Here is a 24,621-nt window from a genome sequence, read left to right as displayed (position 1 = left end):
GACTCTTGCTCTAAGGTTGGGTAAAATCGGTAGTTAAATGCTCTTTCCATGTTGGAGTCAAAGGATTTTTTACAGGGTAGCACCTAAGATGTAATTGTGGTAGCCTATGGTTAGTAAAGCCGCCCTGGAAGGGCGGGGTTTCAGACCAATTTTTCTGATGAAACCGATTGCCCGTCACCGTATTGCCCGAATTGTGGAAAAATGGCTGCTGGTTGAGCCACTGTTGCTGGCTACCTGGACGAGCCATGCTTTGGTGTCGGAGCCGCGCATTAAAACGATTCGCGTGCAACGGGGACGGATTGAGTATAATCCGGAGTTTATCGCGCAATTGAGCGATCGCCACCTAGAAGCTACCCTACGGTTTGAAGCCCTACGAATTCTGCTCAAACATCCCTACAGTCGCCGCCAAGCGCACTCGGCGACTAGCTATGCTGCCAGCAATTTAACGCTCCAGGAATATTTGCAAACCGAGCTACCCTTTCCTAGGGCGCGGGATGTTTTTGGCGATCGCAGTTATGACAAACAATTTTTTGAATTTTACTACCACAAATTACTCGACCAGGTTCTCCCCTTATTAATCAGGGGGGATCGACAGTCCCCCAGTCCCCAGGGGAAAGCCTCGGTCGCGTCTGGAGCAGGCATAGGGGACGTTGAAACTGCCCTGCCATCCGGCTCTTCCGACTCTTCAACCCCAGATCTCCTAGAAGTCTATACCGACGCAAACCTGAGCGGTGTGGAAAATACCGACCAGTGGGATCGAGATGAATTATTGAGCGATCGCCTGGACGATCTGGTGAGAATGGCCCAAGCTAATGACAGTTGGGGCAGCATTGGCGGCAAATTGCGCGAACATATCTTAGCGAATCTGCACCCCAAGCTGGACTATCGGGCAGTTTTACGCAAGTTTCGCACCTCTATTCTCAGCCAACAGCGACGGCTAACGCGCATGAAACCGAATCGCCGCTATGGGTTCGCCTATATGGGCAGTCGTCGTGATTTTACCACCCGTTTGCTCTTTGCCATTGATGTGAGTGGCTCAATGGGAACGAAAGAGCTACGGCAGGGGTTTTCGGTGGTGAATCGCTTTTTTAATTATGGCGTGCCCGCGATCGATGTCATTCAATTTGATACTCAGATTACCGCCGACGTGATGACCTTCCGTCGCGCCAAGCGTGAGGTGCAATTAACAGGACGAGGCGGGACGAATTTTGACCCAGTTTTGGCCTATCTGGAGGAACATCGGGATTACGATGGGCTGATTATTTACACCGATGGTTATGCTCCCTGCCCCGCACCGCCCCAGAATCGGCGGACTCGCATTCTGTGGTTGTTTGTGAGTGAGGCGCATTACCGGAGTTGTTATCCCAATTTGGAGCATTTGGGGCAGGGAGCTTATCTTAAATCTTCTGCCAGAGAGATGCGAGTCATCTGAAGTTTTTATAATTCGATTACTATGGAAGGAGAGGTACTATCCAATGATTAATCCTGAATCCGATATTGGGTCTATGACCAACCAGCAACTCCGAGCATACTTTCGAGAAACCCAAGATGAAGAAGCTTTTCGGGAAATCTTAAGTCGAGGGCTTGACGAAAAGGATAAAGCGGCTGCTTGTGCATTCAAAGCGTGGCAAGAGGAACAATCTGCGACATCTTAAATGCGATCGCCTTGACTCTCCCGAAAAATTCATACCTGCCACTGAACTTGTTAGAGCGTGAGGTGTTGCAATCTCGCCTAAAATATAAACAGATTTTTTGGGTAATATGCCATGACACAAGGTACTGCCAGAGTTGTCCCCCGCTTAACATCACAGGAATATTTAGAATGGGAAGTCCAGCAACCCCTACGCTACGAATATTTTAATGGGGAAGTGTTCGCGATGGCAGGGGGAACGTTGCCCCATGCAGATATTGCCCTAAATTTGGCAAGCCTCCTGCGAGAACCGCTACGGGGACGCTGCAAGGTGCGTAACTCTGATGCTAAGGTGGGCATCACTGACGAAGGGCCGTTTACCTATCCAGACCTTAGTATTAGCTGCGACGATCGAGATCGCAGTGCCCGACAATTCATGCGCTATCCCTGCGTCATTATTGAGGTGCTTTCTCCGAGTACGGAAGCTTACGATTCTCCTTCGGAGACGCTACGCGAACGCGGTGGTAAGTTCGCCCTGTACCGTCGCCTCCCAACGCTACAAGAATATGTTTTAGTGAGTTCTGAAACCAAAACGGTTGAGATTTTTCGGCAGAATGATGTTGGAGAGTGGCGATTCATTCCCTATAGTGAAGGTGATACGATTGAGTTGGTGAGTTTGGGAATTACGTTATCGCTAAATGCTATTTATGAAGATGTTGTTTTAGAGTTGGAGGATGAAGGGGGTGAAGCCAGTTTATGAACTACCGAGACATCATAACATCGAAAAACGCTGTATAGTATAGTGCGAGCATCTTGCTCGCTGCCTTCCTCTAGCGAGCATCTTGCTCGCTGCCTTCCTCTAGCGAGCATCTTGCTCGCTGCCCTCCTCTAGCGAGCATCTTGCTCACTGCCTTCCTCTAGCGAGCATCTTGCTCACTGCCTTCCTCTAGCGAGCATCTTGCTCACTGCCTTCCTCTAGCGAGCAAGATGCTCACTGCCTTCCTCTAGCGAGCAAGATGCTCGCATTACCCAACATCTAAAGTACCCAATTAGCTGAAACACTCCACTACTCTAAACTCAACACAGTCGATTACAATTCAAGCTGTGCGAAGCAATTAATCAAAGTAGCGAAGGTCAAGAGATTGCTTGTGCTTTTCCCGAATTACGATGCACTTTTGGCGATCGCTCTATTCTTGTTTTTCGACCCAAACAAGAACCCGTTATTTTTGCTCAAAGCGATCGCTTGCTATACTTCCACGAAAGTACAGTCTATGGATCGCGATTCCCTATTCCCCGTAAAAATAAGTTATTTATCTCTACGGGGTTTCGCGTAATCTAAGATGATGTTAACCGGCTGATGAAGCTGAGGTTTGTTGTTCAATACGTTCTAACATTTTCTCCTTATCTTGGCGGCGTTTCTTGGCATAAAGTTGAATCGCAGCTACCATGGAAACAACAAGTCCAAAAATTAGCCATGTTGTTAAATCTAACGGTAAACTCCCCTTAAAGACAGCCAAAAGTACGATAACCACTAACAAAACTGTTGGGGCTTCATTCAAAGCGCGAAATTGTTGACCCGTCCAGTTGCATTCACCTGCTGCTAACCGTTTCATTATTCGTCCACAATAGAAATGATAGGCCAGTAATACAGCAACTAGAGCCAGTTTAATATGCAGCCAACCCGATTTTAAGATTTCTGGTTCTGTAGAAATCAAACCGATGGCCATGGCTACGGTAACCACCATTCCGGGCATGGTAATAATATGATAGAGGCGCTTTTCCATAATTTCGTATTGCGCCTTGAGAATGGTTTGTGCGGGTTCATCTCGTTCTGAGGCTTCAGCATGGTAAACAAAGAGACGAACTAAATAAAATAACCCGGCAAACCAGACCACAACACCAATGAGGTGGAACGCTTTAAACCAAAAATAAGCCATATAATGTTTTCGTATCGAGCAACTCATCAAGGCGAGTTTAAAATTTCTCTTGGGTCAACAGTGCGATCGCGTAACAAAAGTTAATATAGTCTGAAGGAGTAGGGAGTGCGATTCTCGTACCGAGACGCTACGCGATCGCCTAAAATGAAAACAGATTTTTTGGGTTGGGAAGGAGATAAACCTTGAGATTGGTGATTTTGGGTGGGCCGGGTGCGGGGAAAAGCACGCAAGCGAGGAGTTTGTGCGATCGCCTCCAGATTCCGTTAGTATCCATGGGAGGGATTCTGAAAAGGGCGATCGCCGAACAAACCGAATTAGGCCGGCAATGCCAAACATATGTAGAACGGGGGGAATTTGTACCTGACCCGATTTTAATTACCTTTATCCGCGATCGCCTCCTACAATCAGATACCACCACGGGATGGCTCCTCGAAGGCTATCCTCGCACCGCGTTCCAAGCCGAAGAACTGGATTTTTTACTCGATGAGTTACACCAACACCTGAACTGGGCCATTTTTCTCGACACCTCAGAATCAGTGATGATCGAGAGACGGTTAGCCATGGGTGAGTCTGAAGATCTCCCCGACTTAATCAAACGACGGATTGAACTCTTTCAGACCCGAACTGTCCCCATTCTGGATTATTATGACAAACGTCAGCGCCTACTCACGATCGATGGGAACCAAGCCCAAGACCAAGTGCTGGCACAACTACAAACTCAACTGATGGCAAATTCCAGCGAAATTTAACCTCAATTATGGCTCTACCCCGTCCCGATGGTCGTCAACCCGATAGGCTCCGTCCCATTCGCTTCGAGCGTGGCTTCACCAAGTTTGCTTGGGGTTCTGTACTCACCAGTTTTGGCGATACTCAAGTCTTGTGTACCGTCTCTGTACAAGAGAGTGTGCCCAAATTTTTGGAAGGAACGGGGAAAGGATGGCTTACGGCAGAATATCGAATGCTTCCCAATGCGACTCCCCAGCGCCATCCTAGGGAAGTATTGAAATTATCAGGACGCACCCAGGAAATTCAACGGTTAATCGGACGGAGTTTACGAGCATCCTTAGATTTAGAACAGTTGGGCGAGCGTACTTTAACGGTGGATGCGGATGTCTTGCAAGCGGATGCAGGGACGCGCACGGCTTCGATTACGGGGGGATATGTGGCCATGGTGGATGCCATTAATCAATTGTTAGCCGAAGGAAAATTAACCCAGTCTCCTTTGCGTCATCGAGTTGCGGCTGTATCTGTAGGATTACTGGAAAATGAGCCTTATTTAGATTTGTGCTATGAGGAAGATGTAATCGCCCAAGTGGACTTTAATGTGGTGATGACCGATCGCCTAGAGGCGATCGAAGTCCAAGGAACTGCCGAACACGGCAGCTTTAATCGTCAGCAACTCAATCAGATGCTGGACATGGCAGAAGTGGGCATTCAACAGCTTGTAGACGCTCAAGAGCAAGCCCTGTCCTGAGAGCGATCGCCGGTTTACTCTGGATCGGTGGGGGGTTCTTCCGATGCAACCACCGTATCCGCTCGATCGATAACGGACGGGGGGAGAGTTACGCCCATGGCTTGGGCAGATTCAGGGTTAACATACAATTGCAGGGTATCCACAGATTCTACGGAGATCTCACCGGGGGATTCTCCTTGCAACACCCGGACGACTTGTTTACCGGTTTGTCGCCCCACATCATAATAATCAAAGCCTAAACTGGCGATCGTTCCCCGCTCCACGGAAGCCGTATCTCCAGAATAAATGCCAATCTGATTATCGATACCCACTTGAATCACCGATTCTAAAGCAGAAACCACCGTATTATCAGTTGGCACATAAATAACATCGGCTTTCCCAACCAAACTTTGGGCAGCCGTAGCCACACCACTGGAGTTGGCAACGGTGGCTTCGACAACCGAGAGTCCCCTAGTTTGTGTCCGTTCTTTGAGTAACTCAACCAAGGAAACAGCGTTGGCTTCCCCAGCATTATAAATAACACCGATAGTCTGGAGATCGGGGTTGATTTCTTGCATTAAGGACACATGGCTATCAATGGGAGATAAATCGCTCACTCCCGTGACTAAACCACCCGGTCGATCCAGTGTTTCCACTAATTTGGCTCCCACTGGATCGGTGACTGCGCTAAAAATCACCGGAATCTCCGAACTGGCAGAAACGACAGCTTGGGCGGATGGGGTGGCGATCGCCACAATCACATCCGGTTGCTGCGCCACGAAACTAGACGCAATTTGGGCCGCAGTCGCGGGCGATCCTTGGGCGCTCTCCCACTTCCAAGTTAGGGTTTCTCCAGCCGTATATCCGGCCGCTTTTAACTCATCCTGTACCCCGTCGCGGGTGGCATCGAGGGCAGGATGCTCGACGATCTGAGTCACCGCCACAAAAGGCATAGTTTCAGCAGTTGGAGATGCAGAGGAGTCTTGAGGCGTTTGGGGCGTGCATCCCCAATTGAGGGCAACCAAGAGGGTTGTACTCAGTAAACTGGAAAAGGAATTCCACCGTAGAGTCATAGGCTGGGTTAAAGTATGATTTGCAAGGGTATGTGACGATCATAGATCGGATAGGGGAATGGGGAGATAGGGGAATGGGGAGATCTCTCAAGGGAATGATTTTAAGATTCGAGTGGGCAAGACACGGGGAAACGGGGACACGGGGACACGGAGAATGGGATGACTCTATGGAATTTAGGGCTATCTGAGGGCTGCTATAGATGGACAAAATGAAAATCATTCACTTGTAAGAATGGGGAGATGGGGGAATAGGGACAAAGAGATAAACTATTACCGATTACCGATGACCCAATTTTTCTGATGACTCAAGCCTTAGATACTCAGAAGACGATCGCGATCGCCGTTTCTAATCTGAATTTTTCCTATCCTGACCAAGCCAACGTCCTGGACAATCTCAATTTCACCATTCAGCAAGGGGAACGGGTGGGGTTAATTGGCCCCAATGGAGCGGGAAAAACCACGTTATTTTTTTGTTTGTGTGGGGTTTTATCGCCCACGAGCGGAGGGGTTCAACTTTGGGGTAAACCGGTTGAAGTGGGACAGTTTCGGCCGGAAATTGGCTTAGTGTTCCAAAATCCTAGCGATCAGCTCTTTTCGGCTTCTGTATGGGATGATGTGGCCTTTGGCCCGGAAAATATGGGCTTGTCTCCTGATGAAGTGAAATCACGCACCCAGAAGGCTTTGCACTTAACCGGAGTCACGGAGTTAGCCGATCGCCCTCCTCATCATTTATCGGGGGGACAAAAGCGGATGGTGGCGATCGCCTCTGTCCTGGCCATGCATCCCCAAGCGATCGTTTATGATGAACCCAGCGCTAATCTGGATTTGCGATCGCGACGACGTTTAATCCATTTCCTCCAAGCTTCTCCAGAAACCCTGCTCATTTCTTCCCATGACCTAGACTTAATCTTGGAAGTCACCTCCCGCACCCTCCTCCTCGACTCCGGCAACCTGATCGCCGATGGTTCCCCTGCCGAAATCATGGGAAATCGGCAAATGATGCTCGACCATGGGTTAGAGGTTCCCTACCCACTCGAGTAAATTTCCTGAGAACTCTGGATTGGGCGATCTTGATCGCCCTCAAAACCACCTCACTCTCACTCTCTTAAGATCGAGTTAAATGAATTGTCGGCTACCCATAAAATTTAATTAAAATTTGTTCCTCTTTAACGATTAGAGTTTAAGTGTTCAATATAAACAAACTCATTTATTAATATCTAATAGAATAAGATGCACCTTAAACCATAGCCCATCAATACCAAAAAAATTGGTTGAAGAATAAAGTATATATATGTCATTCACTTATAGTAACTATAAAGTCCCTTCCCAGATCACCTGGATAGTTGTTATTATTTGTATCCTCCCTTTTGGCTTCAATCTTTTCGGGATTGACTTTGGAACAACCGGCCAGCCCTTCGATCTTCAAGATGCCCTCAATTGGGAAAATAGCGAAGTGGTTGATGCCATGCACTATGCCTTAGCAGGTAGCTTTGTACATACCATTTTAGAATGGAGTGCTTGTTGTGCCGCTCTTTTAATTGTTCTGTTAAGTTTTCTCAATTATAGTATCAAAGGAAATCCCATTACTCCCACATTAGGGATTGCTTTATTTTTCGCAGGCGTGATGGATGCCTTCCATACCTTAGCCTCCGATCGCTTAATTAATGTCGTCGCCGATCATCAAAACTTAATTCCGTTCACTTGGGCGATTTGTCGCTTATTTCATGCCCTAATTATGATCGGAGGTGTTTTAATTCTTCTAGTATATCCCTCCATTAATTATAGCCCGAATAATCCCCAAAACAAAAAACAATTTAATTTGATATTTGTGATTAGTCTTGTCTTCGGATTTGTTGCCTATGCCATTATTTATTTCTCCGCCACCAGTTACAATCTACCAGAAACCATGTTTCCCAACTCGCTGATCACGCGCCCTTGGGATGTGATTCCGTTAATTTTATTTCTGTTGACTGGATGGGTATTGTATCCCATGTTCTACAGAAAACAGCCGAGTATTTTTGCCGATTCCTTAATTATTAGTGCCATTCCCAATGTAGCGACCCAAGTTTACATGGCTTTTGGCTCAACTACTTTATTTGACAACAATTTTAATATTGCCCATTTCCTAAAAATAATTGCTTATCTTGTTCCTTTGATTGGACTATGTTTAGAATATATACAAATCTATAAAACCAAAACTCGATATCTATCTGAAGATCTCAAAAAAAGCATTAATTTATTAAAATCATTGGGAACTAAAGTATTAGATGCGACTCAAGTTACCCAGATCGTTCGAGACTCTAGCAATGAACTCAAAGGGATGATCGACAACCAAGTGATAGGAACCCAAAATGTCGTTAAAAATACGCAAAAAATATCTAAAAATGCTGACCATTTGTTAACTAAGATCGAGAATTTTGAAACGACTTTTAATGCGCTCCAAGATTCAGTTAATATTGTCTCAAGCCAATTAAGTAAAATTGATGATGATTCTAGAAGTGTTAAGAAGATTGTTGATAAAATAACAGGAATTGCTACCCAAACTAAGATGTTATCCCTGAATGCTTCCATTGAAGCTTCCAGAACAAACACCCATGGTAATGGTCAAGAGTTTACGGTAATCGCGAGAGAGATCAACCATTTAGCTACGGAAGCCTCGATGGTTGCTAAAACCATTCAGCCGATTGTTCAAGATATGCAATCTTCAGTGAAAAATGGAGTTTCTCAAATGAAAACATTTACCCAAGAATATATGGATGCATTAATCCCAGAAATTGAGGTAATGCGCGACCATATCAAACAGCAAAAGGAAGGTGCTAATCAGATTAGCCAAGGGGTAAATGCACTCAATTCAGATTCCGAACATACAGCGATTTATCTCCGAAAAACTTTTGAACAAACGAATCTTGCCCTAGAGAACCTTGAGCAAGCTGTGGAAGATTTGCAATTAGAAATTACTCGATTTTCTGGTGCAAAAGAGGATTGAGGGTAAAATATAATAAAATCAAAGCAGGGCGATCGCCAGATCCTGTTGAGTTGCCTGTTGAGTTGTGAGTGAGAACCTCTGCCATGTCATCGCCCTTGGGCTTGATTCTACAACGTCGCTATCGGTTAGTGAAACTCTTAGGTCAAGGAGGGTTTGGCTGTACCTACTTGGCGGAAGATTTGGGGCGCTTTAATGAGCTATGCGCCATTAAGGAGTTTGTCCCTAGTGCCAGAAATACCCAAGGGTTGCAGAAGGCTGAGGAGTTATTTCAACGGGAAGCGACTATTCTCTACAAATTGCAACATCCCCAAGTTCCCAAGTTTCAAGCCAATTTTGAGGAAGAGGGACGCTTGTTTCTGGTGCAAGATTATGTGGAAGGCAAATCCTATCGTACTCTGCTCGATGAGCGCAAAGCACGGGGACAGGTGTTTTCGGAAGATGAAGTTAAGGTTTTTCTCACCCAAGTCTTGCCGGTTTTGGGCTATCTCCATTCTCAAGGGGTGATTCACCGCGATATTGCCCCGGATAATATGATGTGGCGACAACAGGATGGGCTGCCGGTGTTGATTGATTTTGGGGTGGTTAAGGAACTGGCAACCGAATTATGCAGTGAACCGGGAACTTTGCCGACAACGGTGGGGAAGGTGGGATATGCTCCTAGGGAACAAATTCAGATGGGTTTAGCCTATCCGAGTAGCGATTTTTATGCCCTAGGAGTGACGGTGTTGGTGCTGTTGACGGGGAAGGAACCGGGGGAATTGTTCGATCCGCAAACCCTGAGTTGGAGAGTACCCAGTTCTGCTCTGAGTCCCCTGTTTACCCAGGTGTTGCAGCGTATGTTAGCGGAACAACCGGGCGATCGCCTGCAAAGTGCCGATCAGATTTTACAAGCTCTCAGTAGTGCAACCGTTCCCCCTCCCCTGTCTCAGTTGCAAACCCAATCTCTGACTCCCCCATCTCCCCATCCCCCCATCTCCCCAGAACCAGATTCTTATACCAAAATCTGGATCATTGGGGCGATCGTGGCTTTGGTTGCTGGGATTACCTCTTGGATGGTGGTGAGTGCTTGGTTGCGTCAGGATCGGGTGGAAACAGTGAATCCTGGTGATAATCCTGGGGTAGAATCTCCATCTCCATCTCCCTCTGTGTCTCCTTCTCTATCTCCATCCCCCTCTCCTTCACCTTCACCGACTCCGATCCAAACCCCCAAACCCCCTAGTTTACCTACCACCTATCAGGAACGGTTAACGGTTGAACCGGGGGAAGTGAAGAGGGTGGAAGGATCGCTTAAAGCCAATGAAGTGCAATATTATCTGATTTCTGCTGAAGCTGGCGATCGCTTTTCCATGTTTATTACTGGGGATGGGGTGTTGATGACGCTGTTGACTCCCGAAGGAGAGGCAATCGGCGATCGCTCCACAGATATTTCTCTATGGGAAGGAGAGTTTCCGATCTCTGGTGAATATGCCATTATCGTCACTCCCCTGCGAGGGTTACAGGAAACCGATTATCAACTGGAAATTGAACAGTTGAATGTTCCTGTGGAACCAGAACCCACACCAGAACCCGAACCGACTCCAGAACCCGAACCGGAAATTAACAGCCAAACGGTTCAGTTTGCACCGGGAACCACAGGAGTAGAAATCAGCTCTCAGAGCGATCGCCAGCAAATTCAGCGCTATTTAGTCAGAGTCAGAAAAGATCAGATCATGCAAGTCAGAGTAATTGAAGGTAGCGTAACGATGAATATTCGCTATCCCACAGGAGAGCTGATGGAAGAAGCTTATGATGTACTCTACTGGGAATCTCAAATTCCCGAAAGCGGAGTTTATCAAATTGATATCGTCCCTACCGAGTCCACAGACTTTAGCCTAGATATTCAAGTCACCGATGAATAATCGGTAATCGGTAATGGGGAGCTGTATCAGTTTAGCGTGCTATCCTGAGAGGGGTCTTTTTTTGTAAACGAATGAGATTTAAAAAAGCAAGCCAAACTTTCGCTAACTTCTGCTTAATTCTCTTGATCTCCCTCGGATTGACAGAAATCATCTTTCGAGTCTACAATTACTTAAACCCCAGCTTCATTTTTCACGACAACTCTTATAACCGGTTTCGGGGAAAACCGTTAGCCCCAGAATATAACTTCAACCTCAACTCTCAGGGATTCAAAGATGTAGAATTTCAAGTTGAAAAAGACCCAGAAACATTCAGAATCTTGGGCTTAGGAGACTCCTTTGCCTATGGCGTAGTCCCTTATGATTACAATTATTATACTCGCTTAGAAGAGAAGCTCAAGCAACGGGACTATCAACTAGAAATCATTAATATGGGAATTCCTAACCTTTCCCCGAAAGATTACCTCGCTCTATTGGTTACTGAAGGATTAGCCTTAAATCCAGACATGGTTATGGTTAGTTTTTTTATCGGCAATGATTTTGACGATTCCCAGCGCAGTATTTGGTCTTATTCTTATGTTTTCTCATTTTTCAAATTTCTGATCGATCTTCAGAATAGCTATGAAGGTAAAGTCATTCATGGAAACCTAGAATATCAAGACGATCAACCTACGCTCACAGATGAAAAATATTTGCAAATCGAAATGGGTAGAAGCGATCTATTTTGGGTTGAAAATTCCGAATTAGAATCTCAAGTACAGGGAGCCATGGAGTATTTAAGAGAAATTCAAGAACTCTGCGATCGCCAGGATATCGATCTCTTAGTAATTCTGATTCCCGATGAACTGCAAGTCAACCCAAACCTGCAAGCTAAAGTCATTGATGCTCAACAGATGAATCTAGACGATTTTGACTTTAGTTTACCCAATCAATATTTACAAGAAGAACTAACGGAAGCAGAAATTGCCTTTCTCGATCTGCTCCCTTACTTTCAAGGCTATTCAGAACTCGAACAACTCTACAAACCTAATGATAGCCATTGGAATATCGCCGGTAATGAACTGGCTGCGGAACTCATTTTCCAATACTTACAACGGACACCAGAACAAATAGAGCTATAATCTACTTTTATAACTCTTCTTTGAGCCTGACGATATACCGATAATTAGCAGCATGTTTTCCTTGAAGTTCTAAACTTCCTCCATGAAGTTGAGCTAGGCATAAACTCAGCTCCAAGCGCAGAAACTGCATTTTCGTTTTTAAGCTGCTAGAGGTTTCTAGGGGGGGTTGGGCATTGCTTGAACTGGAAGAGAAATCAGTCAAATCATCGGATTCAGAATACCACCTTTGACGGTCTTGAGTTTCTCTGTTGGGCTGAGAGGAACTCATTTGTTGTTGCTTGAACCAGCGTTCGACTTCATCGGGGTTAGGAATACCTTCTCCTAACCAGGGATGGGTAATCCAAACGGAAAAGAGTAATTGATGCTCTTTATGAGAGGCATGAAGGCGAATTGTGCTTTCTTCGGCAGCGCCTTCAATCACACTCGCTATCAGATGGTAGAGAATTTGTTGGACTAAAACTTTATCCACACGCCAAATGCGGATTCCGGGTTCAAGAGATAGGCGAATTTGTTGGTTTTGACTGTTGGCTAAGGACTCTAAATGATTGGTGGCTTGCTGACAGAGCATTTCCACATCCACGGGTTTAATTTTGAGGGGTGGAGCGACTTCATCGAGAACGGCTAATTCTAAAATTTGATTGATCAAGGAGAGTAAATTTTGGCCACTATTATAAATAATGGTCATGTATTCTTTCTGTTTTGGGGTCAGGGGGCCGTAGGTTTCCGTGTTGAGCATTTTGGCCATCCCTAGGACGGAGGTTAGGGGGGTGCGCAGTTCTTGAGTGAGTTGATTGAGGAGTTTATTTTTACTGCTTATGGCGGGATTGACTGGGGAGGGTGCTGGGGTAGAGTCTGAGGAGCGAGAGTACTGTAGGGAAGCAGAAACGCCCACTAATCCAGTTTGGTTAGAGGGTATTTTGAGCATATGGGCCCGTTCAAATTCACTTAAACTCCAGCGAGCGGTCATTTCGAGATAGGAAATTTCTTGGGGGGTGAAGGTATGGGGTTCGAGATCGAGGATGGCTAAGGCTCCGATGCAGTGGCCTTCAGAGATAATCAGGGGAATGCCGACATAGGAGCGAATGCCATATTCTTGATGGAGAAAACTGTCGTTGAGTTCTGCATCATCGGCTAAATCGGTAATCAGCCATTTTTTGCGGGTTTGAACAATTTGACGACTGAGGGAATGTTGGAGGGGAATGGAGCGTTGAGCGGCTAAATCGTTCATGAGGCCGAGACGAGAGAGGCCAAAGGCGGCTTTGAGCCATTCGACTTCACGGTCTACAATGCCTAAAATGCAGATGGGGACTTGGAGATAATGGGCGACGGTTTGGGTGGCTTCTTCAAAGATGGGAACACTACTGTTGTCGAGTAAGCCTAATTCTTCTAAGAGGTTTAGTCGCTGTTGTTCCCGTTTTCGATCGCCACTGACAGAGAATTCGGGTTGATTTTCACGCTCATCTATGGTCATATTTACGCAGGTATTGTGGATGTTGAGGGACTAGGATGGGTAACACGATTAAAAGCTTTCTCCAATTATATTGATCGTTCCTGTGGGTCTCTGTGATATCGCTCAGTATGATTGAGGAATTATTGAGGATATTGCCGAGCAGCTAGGGCGATCGCCTGGGGTAGGATGCGGTGTTCTTGTACCTGAATTCTGGCATGAAGGGTTTCGGGGGTATCATCCGGTAGCACGGGGACGGCTGCCTGCACTAAAATCGGCCCCGTATCTACCTCTAAATCCGCTAGATGTACGGTACATCCGGTAATTTTTACCCCCGCTTCTAAGGCATCTTCAACCCCACGAATCCCGCGAAAACTCGGTAATAAACTGGGATGAATGTTAATAACACGGTTGGGGAAAGCACTGAGAATTACTGCGGTTACAATCCGCATCCATCCTGCCATAATCACCCATTCTACGCCCTGTTCTTTGAGGATTTCGACAATGGCGGCATCAAATTCTTGACGACGCTTTTTATAGTCTCGGTGGTTAATTAAGACGGCTGGAATTCCCCAGCGTTGAGCGCGAGCGGCGGCTTTTGCTCCTGGGTTATTGTAGATGAGAACCTTAATATGGGCCTGGAGTTTCCCGGCGGCGATCGCCTCTAATAGGCTCTCAAAATTACTGCCACTCCCCGATGCCAGCACCCCTAATTGCAGAGGTTGGGTAAGCTGAGGGTAGCGATCGCACTCTGGAGAGATTAAACTCTGGTTCATGGCTGAAGATTCCATCCTGTCTGTCCCTGGGTCACCCGACAACACTTTTGGATCAGTAGTTTAACATAGGTCGTCTCTCTGAAAACAATCAACTTCCAGGGTTGACCCTTTCTGAAAAAAACCTTAATCTTCACTGATTTTCAAAATTTCGTGGGTTAAATAGTCCTGTTTTGTGATTCCAAATCCCGCAAAAGAAGGAAGTAACAGAGAAGTACAATAAGAGAAGAAGGGGAATTGAAGACCAGGAGTGGGTAAGAGGCGATCGCTAAACCTCGATCCATGCTGCTCTGATTCACTCATTAATCCGGAGTTTAGCCATACAGCAAGGTTACAATCATGCAGAGAACGATATCACAACTCGAACAAGAGATTCGATCGGGAGAATCGGTGATCCAAGAAGGTATCCGGTATATTCAAGTCGCTTGTGTGCGCGTCACTTATCCACCTGACGAGCTACAGCTCTTTGAAGCCTATCAGATTCTCGATAACGGTGAGACGAGAGAGCGACAGGTGTCGGGAGTCTCGGAAAAGCTCAAATCAGGCGAGAGAGCCATTCAAGCGGCAATACGGGGTATTCAGGAAGAATTGGATTTAGATCTACCTGGCGATCGCTTTTTATCTCTAGGGACAGAATTATCCCAAAGGATATCAAAAGGCTACAATCTCCCCACTTGCTATACCTTACATAAATTTTCTCTAGAATTGACCCAAGAAGAATTTCAGCCCTTGTATCCCATTTATATCTCCCAAGAATCCGATAAAACAACCGTCTTTAAGTGGATGGCAATCACCCCCATTGTTGTCAGCGCCGCTTCTCTGCGTCCCATGGCGACAACTGGTGTGAACAATGGTTAATTGGATCTCTTTTTATGTTATGCTGATCGATAAGCTGAAAATAGTTTTTAACGATCCGAGTGCCCGTTTCACACCTAATCTTTGATTTTGACGGTACATTAGCACAATCTTTAGATACGGTGGTGAACATTAGCAACCGTCTCGCTCCTGAATTGGGTTATCAACCCAGTTCTCCCGAAGAACTCGATCGCTTCAGAACCTACCGCACTCAAGACGCACTCAAACAAGTGGGAGTTCCTTGGTATAAACTCCCTTTTTTGATGCTAAGACTGAGAAAAGAAATGAATAAGGTTATTCATACGCTCAACTTAGTTGAGGGAATGGCCGAAGTCTTACAAAACCTGAAGAATAAAGGCTGTAGCTTGGGGATCATTACCTCGAATGACCGCAAGAATGTCCAAATTTTCTTAGACAATCATCAGTTAGCGCAAACCTTTGACTTTATCGAATCGGAATTAAATCTATTCGGTAAAAGTCGCGTGATTAAAAAGATGATTAAAAAACAAGGGTGGTCTCCCCAACAGGTATACTATGTGGGCGATGAAGTGCGCGATATTGAAGCAGCTCAGAAAATAGGCGTTAAAGCGATCGCAGTCGCTTGGGGTTTCCACTTCCCAGAAGTCCTATGCCAATATCATCCTGATTTTTTGCTATCAGAACCGAGGGAGTTAATTACAGTGGTTGAATCTGGAAAACGTGAGGAAGGTGTCTAAGCAAGTTGCTCTCAAGGTTTTCATCCGTTAAAATAGAAGATTGAGAAAATGTAAATTATTCAATCCCTAAACCGGATCATGGCAGGACATAGTAAGTGGGCAAATATCAAGCGTCAAAAAGCCAGGGTAGATGCCAAAAGAGGACAGGTATTTACGAAAGTGTCGCGAGAAATTATTGTAGCGGCTCGCAGTAGCTCCGATCCGGCAGGTAATTTTCAACTGCGGACAGCAATTGAGAAGGCAAAGGCGGCTGGAATTCCCAATGACAATATAGAACGGGCGATCGCCAAAGGAGCAGGCACTTGGGAGGCTGATAATAACCAATATGAGTTTATCCGCTATGAAGGATACGGCCCCGGTGGAGTCGCTATCGTGATCGAAGCACTCACGGATAATCGTAACCGTACCGCCGCCGATGTGCGCGAAGCCTTTAATAAAAATGGCGGAAACTTGGGGGAAACCGGATGTGTAAGCTGGATGTTTGCCCAAAAAGGAGTCGTGCGACTCACGGGTAAGGTAGACGAAGATCGGTTATTAGAAGTCTCTGTGGAAGCAGAAGCAGAAACCTATGAATGGGTGGACGATCCCGATGATGAAGCAACAGTAGAAGTGTTTACTGAAGTGGGAAATTTGCAAAACTTGACGCAAACCCTGCAAGAGGAAAACCTGGAGATCGTCACTTCCGAACTACGCTGGATACCGAATATGACGGTAGAGGTGAAAGAAGAAGACTTAGCGCGATCGCTACTTAAATTATTAGACGCTCTCGAAGAGTTAGATGATATTCAAAATGTAACCCCCAACTTTGAAATGAGCGATCAATTGATGTCTTTAAGTGTTGTTTAGCAATTATGGCTGCATCTTCTATTCCCGTCACCATTAAGCTATTTGCCGTTTATCAACAAGCCTATGGTGTCCCTGAACTCTCCTGGGAATTCCCCCCCCAAACCCCCGTGTCTGCCATACTCCATCGCATGATTGCCGAACATCCCCACTTAGCTCCATGGCAACCCCTCACCCGGTTTGGGGTAAATTTGCAGTTTGTAGAGGCCGATCGCATCTTGCAATCTGGCGATGAAGTGGTCTTAATTCCTCCTGTTAGTGGAGGATGAGTCATGATATCAAATGAGGTTCGAGAATTTTCTGGTATCATTCAAAATCCTGGAGAAATTGCTGGCAATTGCTCAAGTTCGAGTTCAGTGATTAAACTCATAGGCATGGGTTCTTGACTAATAGATTGGATATAGGCGGGAGTTAAATAGGGTTTGTATTCTAAGTTTTGAGCGAGATAAGTTTGGAAAAATGATAATCCTAATGCTAGGGTATAGAGACGAGCTAAATCGGGATCTTCTCCAATGACTAAGCTGGGTAAAGCAAGGTCATCTTCACCGGATTGTAAGGTAGAAAAATGAGTACCTCCTTGCTGTAGAACGAGATATTTTTCTGGGCTGTTGGTGAGCCAAACAAAGGGTAAAATTTGTTCAGGAAATGACGGTGCAATGGTGTCTTTACTCCCCGCAATAATCATGGCCGGGATGTTAATATCATTGAGGCTCAATTCTCCGAAAACCCGGCTAGTGATAGGGTTAATGGCAACGATCGATTGAATGCGGGAATCCTGGAGATTGAGAGAGCGATCGCCTTCCCCTAGCTCTAGGGCGCGACATTGGAGCAGCAAGGAAACGTTCCAGGAGGGACTATCGGGATTACAATCGGCTTCTAATTGGTCAAAATTAATGGTTGCTCCGGCGAGAGCTAAGACGGTATAACCGCCAAAAGATTGTCCGATCGCCCCCACCCGATCCATATTTACCCGTCCTTCTAGAGTACCCCCCGGTTGGGTTTGGCGGCTCAGTTCATCGAGCATAAACGTAATATCGAGAGGGCGGTTAATAAACTCGCTCGGTTCTGCGACTTCATTCGCTTTTCCTTCGAGCATCGCTTCCCGTTGGCGATCGCTACTTTCCAAATGCTCAGGAACCGCCACCGCAAACCCCCTGGAGGCTAAATGAGTCGCTAAATAGACAAACGTTTCTCGATTCGAGCCTAACCCATGGGAAATCACCACCAAAGGAGCGGGTTGATCGGAACGGTTAGGAAGATACAGATCCACCGGATAAGTGCGATTTCGCTCCCGATCTCGGAGGGTAAACGAGCCTTTTTCCCAGGGAAAATAGCCCGGAGTAAACAAATCGGGCAGTTCAGAAACCGGAATTTCTCCTTCCGGAACAGAAAAAGGAAACGCTGAATTCCATTGAATTCCTTCCGGTACGGTTGCCACTTGAGACTGGAAAGAAACCTCGATCGCCGACTGTTGAGCAACCACCTGATGGGCTTCATTGGTTTGGCGCACTAAGGTATACAAATCCAGGGCAATATCCAGAGCTGATTCTAAATCAATGCGCAATCCTTGAGTGGGGAATTTTTTCATAATATTCAGCAACGTCATCCCCTCTGGTTCCGCCGCCGCTAAAATTAAAGCCGCTCGAATGGCATAAAATCCCTGTTGTCGTCCTCCCGTTTGCACCACTCGCCCCAGGCGCTGTAATAAGGCTTCTCCTTGGGGGGAATACAGAAATTGAGAAATGCCTAAAGCCGTGACATCAATCGGTTGTTCAAGACTCTCCTTAAACCGGTTCAGTTGCGCCTCATTCAGATAGCGGGTATAGGCGGATAACTTGGGGCTAATTTTTCCTTCTTTGACAAAGTTTTCTAAGTCTCGTACTGGAATAGAGCGCTCGACTAAAGAAAAGGAAACATAGACTCGTTCGGCTGCCCAAAGCGGTTGTAGGGGAAGGGAAAAACCGGCGAGTATCGCCACTGCCATCAGCCATTGCCATTGAAAATACCGTTGTAAGACCATCGATCTCACCTCTCACACCATCTCTAGGTTAACTCAGGTGAGGCAGAAGTTACTGAACGGAGTCCCAACTCAAATAGCATGTAGCACTATAATTGATTTAACACCAATCTCCGAATAATTCCTGTTACTTCCGTTGCCATCCGAGCATCCAATTCTACAGCTTCGCGATCGCCATCTCCTAAATCCTTGGCTGCGCGTAACGTCATCGTCAAAGACTTCAATTGATCTCGATACTCAAATTGTACAAAACAGCTATAGGTCAATTCCGTGCGATCGCGGTCAGAACTCCGCCCAAATCCCATTTTAGAAAGAATCACAGGATTCTGAATCTCTATGCCTAATTTGGCGATCGCCACATCCACATAACGGGCACAATCTCGTCCTAAACAAGGCACTAATAGGGCAAGCTGAGAATCCCCTAATCCGGGAATTCGAGCTGATGAGGATAAATGATGATGCCAACCAACCATCGATAGAATGCGAGTCAGAACATAGGCCGGTATTAAATTTTCTCCAGGTTGAGTTGCGCGAGATTTCACTTCCTCCACCGCCGAGAGCAAGATCTCTTCATTGCGAGTAATTTGTGGGTGGGGTGTAAAGGGTTCTTCCCCATATAATCCCTGAAAATCCAAACCCTCTTGTCCACTGAGTTCTTTCACCCAAGTTTCTAGATCGGCATAAGTTTGGAAACACTTAAATGCGGCCGCGATTGCATTAGAACTCCCGTAGGTTTGAGCATAACTGACCAGATCGTTAATTGCACCGACCAAGGGATAAACTGTCTCCGAATCTCCAATTTGTGCCCCTTCTAACTCTCCAGTCACCTGAGTTAGGGTATTGATCGCCTGCAAAAACTTGGTTGCACTCCAAAACTCTACTTTCTCTAGCGCATTCCTGCCCAACCATTGGGCCTTAAATGCACCACCGGCCGAGCCACCAATACAAATGCAAGCATTCTTAATCTCCGGGTGCAGAAAATCTAAGCGTCTCTCATTAATCTTAGGTCTTTCCTTAAGCTGAGAATAATTTTTACATCCAGCATAGTATAAACTGGGACGTTGTTTGAGGCGATCGCCATAGCTTGACAAATCGTTGCGGTAGGGAGAACTCTCAATTGTGCGATCGAGAAATGCCATTTGCCAACTGTTATATCCAGCTTCTTCCTGAAAAAAGTCAGCATAGAGGCGATCGGGAGAAACCGGCAGAGGTAGAGAGTTACGAGTTAAAAACGGCATCAACGCACCCGGAATTCAGTGAAAGTAGAAATCATCCATATCATACCGGAGTCTTCTTCGTTTTCGATCCTAAGAGCGATCGCGATTCATAGATTACCCGATCCCTCTTCTATAACGCTACCCGCTTATGAGAAAAAAGGAGCGATCGCCTATCGCTCCCTTCGATCTTATTCAGGCTATACACAGCAGGCATTAGATGATGCCAACTCCTTTACCTCGGTTATCCTCTTTCATAGACAGGTTCCCATCTTCATCCGTTTCTTTCACCTCTTGATAGGTTTCCTGGCGTTGGGATTCTAACTGTGCATCTTTATGATCGAGATCTCCGGGAGTTTCCACATACATTTGTGGCTCGACTGCAAAGTTATTCAGTTTTCCTTCGCGATCCACGGTATACCCTCCAGTGGTATCGAGGTCTCCGTCAGCATCAGGGGTTTGCTTAAAGTTTTCCCCTTCTCGTTCCTGACGACGGTTGGTTTCCGTCGGGGCAATGGCGCGATCGTATTGGGGTTCAAAGCGGTTTTTGGCAGTTTTTTGATTATTAATCGTAGACATAGATTGTCTTCTCCAATTCAACAAATTCAACAAGGGTAATTGAGGGATAGATCGGTTTTAGCGATCGATATCGGGAACAATATCCGGACGGTCTTTATCTTTCCAACCGACTAAGCGAGTGGAGTTATACCAAGCGATCGATCCTAAGATGACGGCCGCTAAAAAGCCTCCAGCATAGACAAGTAGTACAGATAAAGGAATGGATAAACTATTAGAGTTGGCTTGAATTTCTGAGAGTACAAACATGAATTAAGTTGACCTCTGTTCTCAACGTCATCTACAGACTATCAAAATCGAGTAAGATTACTCATCCGTCAGCCGATAGAGATCCCCTCTACCGATGGAAAGATTGCACCTCTGTGTCTTTGGGTAGAGAGAAGGTCGAGTGGAGTCTTTTAACCGACTAAACCGGAGCGGAGAGCGCGAACGGCTGCTTGAGTGCGGTCATCGACACAGAGTTTATAGAGAATGTTGCGAACATGGGTTTTAACGGTTCCCACCGTAATATAGAGTTGCTCGGCGATCGCCGCATTATTGCATCCAGCCACAATTAATTCTAAAACTTCCAGCTCGCGATCGGTCAGGGGTTCAGACTCTAGCACCTGTCGATATTCAGGATCGACCGACCGAATTGTGGTTTGTATGGGCCCATCCGAGTCCGACTCAACAGAGCGAGATTGTTGCACCTGATGCAGGACAATCCGGGCGATCGCCGGATCGATCCAAGAATTCCCCTCATAGGTGGTAGAAATCGCTTCTAGCAACTGCTCAATACTGGCATCTTTCAAGCTATAGGAATCTGCACCAGCAGCAAAGGCCGCTAACACCGTATCGCGATCGTCATGCATCGTCAAAATCAAAACCTTAATCGGAGTTAGAGACGCAAACTCTTCGGACTCTCGGATATGTTGCGTCAATTCAATGCCATCACGATCCGGCAAACCAATATCAATTAACGCCACATCAGGAGCCGTGTCTTTCAACACCTCTAATCCTTGTTGGCCATTAGCCGCTTCGCCAACAACTTCAATCATATCTTGTTGTTTCAGAGCCGTGCGTAAACCCATACGAGTCAAATCGTGGTCTTCAATCAACACAATACGGATAGCGCTCATGGTACTCTAGACTCCGAATCCAAAAACTGGGCGATCGACGGGTTGAGTCAATTGACCCGTAACCTCAACATTATTGATCTCGTTTACTCTTATGGCAACCGATCCGACTGTAAACCGCCGTCCTGCTCGAATTTTAGCGGTTGATGACGCTCCCGACAACTTAATGTTAATCGAGCATATTTTGGGTGAAGAAGGATACGAAATTAATTGTCAATCGGATAGTCAACAAGCGCTTCAAGAAATAGAGCGCTTTGTTCCTGATTTAATTTTACTCGATGTGGTGATGCCTGACTTAGATGGGTATGCGTTTACGCGGCGCATTCGGGACAATCCCTATTTACCCTTTATTCCTATTTTATTGATTACGGCTTACGATCGATCGAGTGTCGTTGAAGGGTTAGATGCTGGAGCAGATGATTTTATTCGCAAACCCGTTGATGTGAATGAACTCTTAGCACGGGTGCGATCGCTCCTGCGCTTGAAGCAAACCTTAGATGAACGGGAAGATTTTGTTTCCCGGCTCACCCACGATCTGCGAACGCCCTTAGTCGCAGCCGATCGCATGTTTTCTCTGTTTCGGCAAGATACCTTTGGCCCCTTAACTCCAGATATGGCAGAAGCCCTATTCACCATGCAGCGCAGTAACCAAAATTTGCTCAACATGGTTAATACCCTGCTTGAAGTCTATCGCTATGCTGGAGGACGCAAAGCCTTAACCTTTTCTAAGTTTGATTATGGGAAATTAGTGCAAGAAGTCGTGGATGAACTCAGTCCCTTGGCAGAAGAGAAAGGCTTGCAATTAAACTTTGAAACCCTCGATGGCGCTCCCATTCCCCATCCCTTCCAAGCCATGGGCGATCCCTTAGAATTGCGTCGAGTGGTGATTAACTTAGTGGGAAATGCGATTAAATTCACCCAACAAGGTTCAATTGATATTCGGTTAGAATTAATTCGTTCTTCGGAAGAAAATATTATACGCTTACAAGTCCAGGATACCGGCCACGGGATTATTCCTGAAGAACAAAACCTAATCTTTGAACGGTTTCGACAAAGTAAATCCTGGGCGATCGCCGGTAAATCCAAACGGTTAAGTAGCGGTCTAGGCTTGTATCTCAGTCGCCGCATTGTTGAAGCTCATCACGGAACCCTTACCCTAGAATCTGAACCGGGGAAAGGCAGTATTTTTACGGTTGACATTCCCCAGAAAATTAGCCGACCGTATTCTCGTTTTTGAGCTTTACCCCGACTGGGGATAATGTTGCCCAATAAATTCATCGAGTTCCACTAACTTTTCTTTCAAAAGAGTGAGGCTATCTTCACATTGTCTCCGGTTCTGGGACTGAGCGTTAGCTTCTAGATCTGTGGCGACTTGATGAACGGCGATCGCCCCGACATTGGCACTCGATCCCTTTAACCGATGAGCGGTAATCTCAATCACCGGCCAATTTTGATTGTCCAATTCAGTCAAGAGTTGATTTTGATCTTGATGAGCCATAGCCAAAACTTTCTGGAGTAAACGCCTTTGAAAGCGTCTATTGCGACGGGAAATAGAGTTTAAACGCTGAAAATCTAACAAGTTGATGGCAAAATCAGGCACTCGGCGGGAATCAACCGGATCGCTATAATCGCTGGTGGAGGAGCGAATAGCGGTGTTTCTTGATATATCTGAGTCAGGTGGAATCATGGTGTAGACAATAAGCAAAAAACAGGTCAATCAAAACGATTATAGTCAATTCAAATAGGAATGAGACACGGTTGTTGTAGGGCGGGTTTCAAACCCGCCCCTACAATAGACCAATTATGATTGTCTCAATTATGATTGTCTCAATCTTAATTGAATCCACTATAGTTTTGAGTTTAACAGCATTTCTACTTATTCTTCCTCTGTCTGCGGGTAGAGAGGAGTCAACCAATAGGTAGAGACATTCATCTGGATTAATCTAGCTACAGATAGATGTGTACAATCCTTAGATTTGTTTTAATAGGGTACAGAAGCGATTTAGGAAAACAAACACACACATTATGGCTACTCAAACCCCTAACACAACTACTCAATCTCATGAATCTAGACAAGAATATCAAGAGAAGATTAACGCGCAATTGGATCGCTTAAATGCCAAAATTGATGAATTTGAGGCGAAAGCGAAGCAAGCTAAGTCCGATGCTTCAGTGGAATACCATAATACACTAGAAGAGTTGTATGCCAAGCGAGATGCCGTGAAACTCAAACTCGATGAATTATCGAATGCGAGTGAGGATGCTTGGTCAGAGTTGCGATCGGGATTCGATAGTGCTTGGAACAGCTTAACTGAATCCGTCAATAAGGCGATCAAAAAGTTTGAATAAATTCGTATAATCTTGTAGGGGCTTTCTGGTCGGAAAGCCCCTACAAGTAGATATCACACCATAAGGGATATAAGCAAATCAGATGACCACCCTGAGCCTGATCAGTTTAATCTTAGGAATCACCCTGGCAATCATGACCTTGTTGTTCATTTTCCGGATTGTCCTCACCTGGTATCCTCAAGTCGATCTCAACCGTTTTCCCTTCAATGTCGTCGCTTGGCCCACTGAACCCTTTTTAAGTCCCCTACGCAAAGTAGTTCCCCCCCTCGGAGGAGTAGACATTACCCCCATTATCTGGGTGGGCATTTGCTCTCTGATCCGAGAATTGCTCATTGGCCAACAAGGACTGTTAAGAATGATGCTCTAATCTTCCCGGTTAAAACGGCGTTAAAGTTGACCCTGTAGGGGCGGGTTCACCAACCATTCAGGAAACCCACACATCAATGGTCAGCACCCCGCTCTAAAGAGACGGGGCTTCAAGCCTCGTTAATTTAGGTAGCTGACCCGCCTAAGCCCCTAAAGGGCTACGTTGCATTTAAGAGCCAAAGCTCTCACCTTGGAATGCCTCGCCAGTTCTGAGCTTCTGAAACCAAATAGTTAAAAGTTTACGAGGGGTAAAGC

Annotated in this window: 27 protein-coding genes; 16 read left to right on the top strand and 11 right to left on the bottom strand. The window is 45.9% G+C overall.

The annotated features are described in order from the left end of the window. A partial coding sequence (locus PJF56_RS22360; RefSeq protein WP_430540882.1) for a helix-turn-helix domain-containing protein occupies positions 1 to 50 on the bottom strand: 50 nt, incomplete at its 3' end. Between the two features lie 56 nt (positions 51 to 106). Here PJF56_RS22360 and PJF56_RS10515 point away from each other — a divergent pair. The 3 genes from PJF56_RS10515 to PJF56_RS10505 all read left to right on the top strand — a co-directional run bounded on the left by PJF56_RS10515 (position 107) and on the right by PJF56_RS10505 (position 2,390). Beyond that, positions 107 to 1,432: a DUF2201 family putative metallopeptidase gene (locus PJF56_RS10515; protein WP_283762625.1), complete on the top strand. Its 1,326-nt coding sequence runs from the start codon at positions 107 to 109 to the stop codon at positions 1,430 to 1,432. Between the two features lie 43 nt (positions 1,433 to 1,475). Next, positions 1,476 to 1,655 carry a DUF6887 family protein gene (locus tag PJF56_RS10510; protein WP_283762624.1) on the top strand — a complete coding sequence of 60 codons (180 nt, stop codon included), beginning with the start codon at positions 1,476 to 1,478 and terminating at the stop codon, positions 1,653 to 1,655. Positions 1,656 to 1,766: 111 nt separating this feature from the next. Beyond that, positions 1,767 to 2,390 (top strand): Uma2 family endonuclease, encoded by a 624-nt coding sequence (locus PJF56_RS10505; protein ID WP_283762623.1) that lies wholly within the window; start codon positions 1,767 to 1,769, stop codon positions 2,388 to 2,390. A gap of 586 nt (positions 2,391 to 2,976) precedes the next feature. On the opposite strand, the gene hemJ is transcribed toward PJF56_RS10505, so the two are convergent. Continuing rightward, positions 2,977 to 3,567: a protoporphyrinogen oxidase HemJ gene (gene hemJ, locus PJF56_RS10500; RefSeq protein WP_283762622.1), complete on the bottom strand. Its 591-nt coding sequence runs from the start codon at positions 3,565 to 3,567 to the stop codon at positions 2,977 to 2,979. Between the two features lie 191 nt (positions 3,568 to 3,758). On the opposite strand from hemJ, the gene PJF56_RS10495 reads away from it, so the two are divergent. Together PJF56_RS10495 and rph are read left to right on the top strand one after the other, a co-directional pair. Then, on the top strand, positions 3,759 to 4,316 hold the full coding sequence (locus PJF56_RS10495) for a nucleoside monophosphate kinase (protein ID WP_283762626.1): 558 nt from the start codon (positions 3,759 to 3,761) through the stop codon (positions 4,314 to 4,316). Between the two features lie 8 nt (positions 4,317 to 4,324). Further along, on the top strand, positions 4,325 to 5,041 hold the full coding sequence (gene rph / locus PJF56_RS10490) for a ribonuclease PH (protein WP_283762621.1): 717 nt from the start codon (positions 4,325 to 4,327) through the stop codon (positions 5,039 to 5,041). A gap of 14 nt (positions 5,042 to 5,055) precedes the next feature. On the opposite strand, the gene PJF56_RS10485 is transcribed toward rph, so the two are convergent. After that, complete coding sequence (locus PJF56_RS10485; RefSeq protein ID WP_283762620.1) at positions 5,056 to 6,093, bottom strand: ABC transporter substrate-binding protein; 1,038 nt, start codon at positions 6,091 to 6,093, stop codon at positions 5,056 to 5,058. Positions 6,094 to 6,393: 300 nt separating this feature from the next. On the opposite strand from PJF56_RS10485, the gene PJF56_RS10480 reads away from it, so the two are divergent. From PJF56_RS10480 to PJF56_RS10465, 4 genes are all read left to right on the top strand, one after another. Beyond that, on the top strand, positions 6,394 to 7,134 hold the full coding sequence (locus PJF56_RS10480) for an energy-coupling factor ABC transporter ATP-binding protein (protein ID WP_283762619.1): 741 nt from the start codon (positions 6,394 to 6,396) through the stop codon (positions 7,132 to 7,134). Positions 7,135 to 7,384: 250 nt separating this feature from the next. Beyond that, positions 7,385 to 9,079 carry a methyl-accepting chemotaxis protein gene (locus PJF56_RS10475; RefSeq protein ID WP_283762618.1) on the top strand — a complete coding sequence of 565 codons (1,695 nt, stop codon included), beginning with the start codon at positions 7,385 to 7,387 and terminating at the stop codon, positions 9,077 to 9,079. Positions 9,080 to 9,162: 83 nt separating this feature from the next. Then, positions 9,163 to 10,977, top strand: a complete 1,815-nt coding sequence (locus PJF56_RS10470; RefSeq protein ID WP_283762617.1) for a serine/threonine-protein kinase — start codon at positions 9,163 to 9,165, stop codon at positions 10,975 to 10,977. 71 nt (positions 10,978 to 11,048) lie between these two features. Next, the gene (locus tag PJF56_RS10465; protein WP_283762616.1) at positions 11,049 to 12,095 is read left to right on the top strand and encodes an SGNH/GDSL hydrolase family protein; all 1,047 of its coding nucleotides are present in this window, start codon (positions 11,049 to 11,051) and stop codon (positions 12,093 to 12,095) included. A 7-nt stretch (positions 12,096 to 12,102) separates the two neighbouring features. On the opposite strand, the gene PJF56_RS10460 is transcribed toward PJF56_RS10465, so the two are convergent. Continuing rightward, positions 12,103 to 13,566 (bottom strand): GAF domain-containing sensor histidine kinase, encoded by a 1,464-nt coding sequence (locus PJF56_RS10460; RefSeq protein WP_283762615.1) that lies wholly within the window; start codon positions 13,564 to 13,566, stop codon positions 12,103 to 12,105. 119 nt (positions 13,567 to 13,685) lie between these two features. Beyond that, a complete protein-coding gene (gene purN / locus PJF56_RS10455; protein WP_283762614.1) occupies positions 13,686 to 14,318 on the bottom strand; it encodes a phosphoribosylglycinamide formyltransferase in 633 nt (210 codons plus the stop codon). Between the two features lie 336 nt (positions 14,319 to 14,654). Between purN and PJF56_RS10450 the strand changes: the two genes are divergently transcribed. From PJF56_RS10450 to PJF56_RS10435, 4 genes are all read left to right on the top strand, one after another. Further along, complete coding sequence (locus tag PJF56_RS10450; RefSeq protein WP_283762613.1) at positions 14,655 to 15,173, top strand: NUDIX hydrolase; 519 nt, start codon at positions 14,655 to 14,657, stop codon at positions 15,171 to 15,173. A gap of 59 nt (positions 15,174 to 15,232) precedes the next feature. Then, entirely contained in the window at positions 15,233 to 15,886 is a 654-nt protein-coding gene (locus PJF56_RS10445; protein ID WP_283762612.1) for an HAD-IA family hydrolase, read from the top strand. Between the two features lie 78 nt (positions 15,887 to 15,964). Continuing rightward, on the top strand, positions 15,965 to 16,732 hold the full coding sequence (locus PJF56_RS10440) for a YebC/PmpR family DNA-binding transcriptional regulator (protein WP_283762611.1): 768 nt from the start codon (positions 15,965 to 15,967) through the stop codon (positions 16,730 to 16,732). A 5-nt stretch (positions 16,733 to 16,737) separates the two neighbouring features. After that, positions 16,738 to 16,998, top strand: coding sequence for a MoaD/ThiS family protein (locus tag PJF56_RS10435; protein WP_283762610.1), 261 nt, complete (start codon positions 16,738 to 16,740; stop codon positions 16,996 to 16,998). A 41-nt stretch (positions 16,999 to 17,039) separates the two neighbouring features. On the opposite strand, the gene PJF56_RS10430 is transcribed toward PJF56_RS10435, so the two are convergent. The 5 genes from PJF56_RS10430 to PJF56_RS10410 form a co-directional block, all read right to left on the bottom strand. Continuing rightward, the gene (locus tag PJF56_RS10430) at positions 17,040 to 18,749 is read right to left on the bottom strand and encodes an alpha/beta hydrolase (protein ID WP_283762609.1); all 1,710 of its coding nucleotides are present in this window, start codon (positions 18,747 to 18,749) and stop codon (positions 17,040 to 17,042) included. 86 nt (positions 18,750 to 18,835) lie between these two features. Further along, on the bottom strand, positions 18,836 to 19,984 hold the full coding sequence (locus PJF56_RS10425; protein ID WP_283762608.1) for a hypothetical protein: 1,149 nt from the start codon (positions 19,982 to 19,984) through the stop codon (positions 18,836 to 18,838). Positions 19,985 to 20,176: 192 nt separating this feature from the next. Then, the gene (locus PJF56_RS10420; protein WP_283762607.1) at positions 20,177 to 20,539 is read right to left on the bottom strand and encodes a hypothetical protein; all 363 of its coding nucleotides are present in this window, start codon (positions 20,537 to 20,539) and stop codon (positions 20,177 to 20,179) included. A gap of 57 nt (positions 20,540 to 20,596) precedes the next feature. Further along, a complete protein-coding gene (psb35, locus tag PJF56_RS10415; protein WP_283762606.1) occupies positions 20,597 to 20,785 on the bottom strand; it encodes a photosystem II assembly protein Psb35 in 189 nt (62 codons plus the stop codon). Positions 20,786 to 20,934: 149 nt separating this feature from the next. Next, the gene (locus PJF56_RS10410; RefSeq protein ID WP_283762605.1) at positions 20,935 to 21,654 is read right to left on the bottom strand and encodes a response regulator; all 720 of its coding nucleotides are present in this window, start codon (positions 21,652 to 21,654) and stop codon (positions 20,935 to 20,937) included. 91 nt (positions 21,655 to 21,745) lie between these two features. On the opposite strand from PJF56_RS10410, the gene PJF56_RS10405 reads away from it, so the two are divergent. After that, a complete protein-coding gene (locus PJF56_RS10405; RefSeq protein ID WP_283762604.1) occupies positions 21,746 to 22,888 on the top strand; it encodes a hybrid sensor histidine kinase/response regulator in 1,143 nt (380 codons plus the stop codon). Between the two features lie 3 nt (positions 22,889 to 22,891). On the opposite strand, the gene PJF56_RS10400 is transcribed toward PJF56_RS10405, so the two are convergent. Then, positions 22,892 to 23,338: an Hpt domain-containing protein gene (locus tag PJF56_RS10400; RefSeq protein ID WP_283762603.1), complete on the bottom strand. Its 447-nt coding sequence runs from the start codon at positions 23,336 to 23,338 to the stop codon at positions 22,892 to 22,894. A gap of 338 nt (positions 23,339 to 23,676) precedes the next feature. Here PJF56_RS10400 and PJF56_RS10395 point away from each other — a divergent pair, with 338 nt between their 5' ends. Then, entirely contained in the window at positions 23,677 to 24,000 is a 324-nt protein-coding gene (locus tag PJF56_RS10395) for a sll1863 family stress response protein (protein WP_283762602.1), read from the top strand. A gap of 82 nt (positions 24,001 to 24,082) precedes the next feature. Further along, positions 24,083 to 24,367, top strand: a complete 285-nt coding sequence (locus PJF56_RS10390; protein ID WP_283762601.1) for a YggT family protein — start codon at positions 24,083 to 24,085, stop codon at positions 24,365 to 24,367. Positions 24,368 to 24,621: the final 254 nt, after the last annotated feature.

Source organism: Roseofilum halophilum BLCC-M91, from assembly GCF_030068445.1.
GTDB lineage: Bacteria > Cyanobacteriota > Cyanobacteriia > Cyanobacteriales > Desertifilaceae > Roseofilum > Roseofilum halophilum.
Note: the sequence above shows the minus strand (reverse complement) of the source record. Positions and strands in the feature narration are given on the sequence as shown.